Source organism: Streptococcus sp. DD11 (assembly GCF_001578865.1).
GTDB lineage: Bacteria > Bacillota > Bacilli > Lactobacillales > Streptococcaceae > Streptococcus > Streptococcus panodentis.
Genome location: NZ_KQ969452.1, coordinates 1 through 415 on the forward strand (window position 1 = coordinate 1; position 415 = coordinate 415).

Below are 415 nucleotides of genomic sequence, written 5' to 3' on the forward strand. Positions count from 1 at the left end.
AATAGAGATAAGAGATGGAGGTGCAGCCGATGTTTCATAAAAACCAAGTAGATTTAGAGCGCCAACAGCTGGAATTAATGAGTTTAGATATGCTGGTTCCACAGGACCACTTTCTGCGAAAAGTGGAGAAGGTGGTGGATTTTGATTTCATCTATGACCTCTTAGAAGACAGCTATAGTCCTGACCAAGGCCGGCCCAGTCTGGATCCAGTCCTGCTCATCAAAATCCCTCTCTTAAAAACCCTGTATGGGATTCGCTCCATGCCAGACCATGAAAGAGATTGAAATGAATATTGCCTTTCGCTGGTTTCTTGGAATTGGATTTGAAAGCAAGGTGCCACATTTTTCCACCTATGGCAAGAATTATGAGCGCCGCTTTAAAGACAGGGCAGTTGTGGAGGCGATTTTTAACCACA

1 pseudogene is annotated in these 415 nt (G+C 44.1%); it reads left to right on the forward strand.

The features are described 5' to 3' along the window. Positions 1 to 29: 29 nt before the first annotated feature. Positions 30 to 415 (forward strand): annotated as a pseudogene (locus tag STRDD11_RS13365) (transposase); the annotation flags it as partial.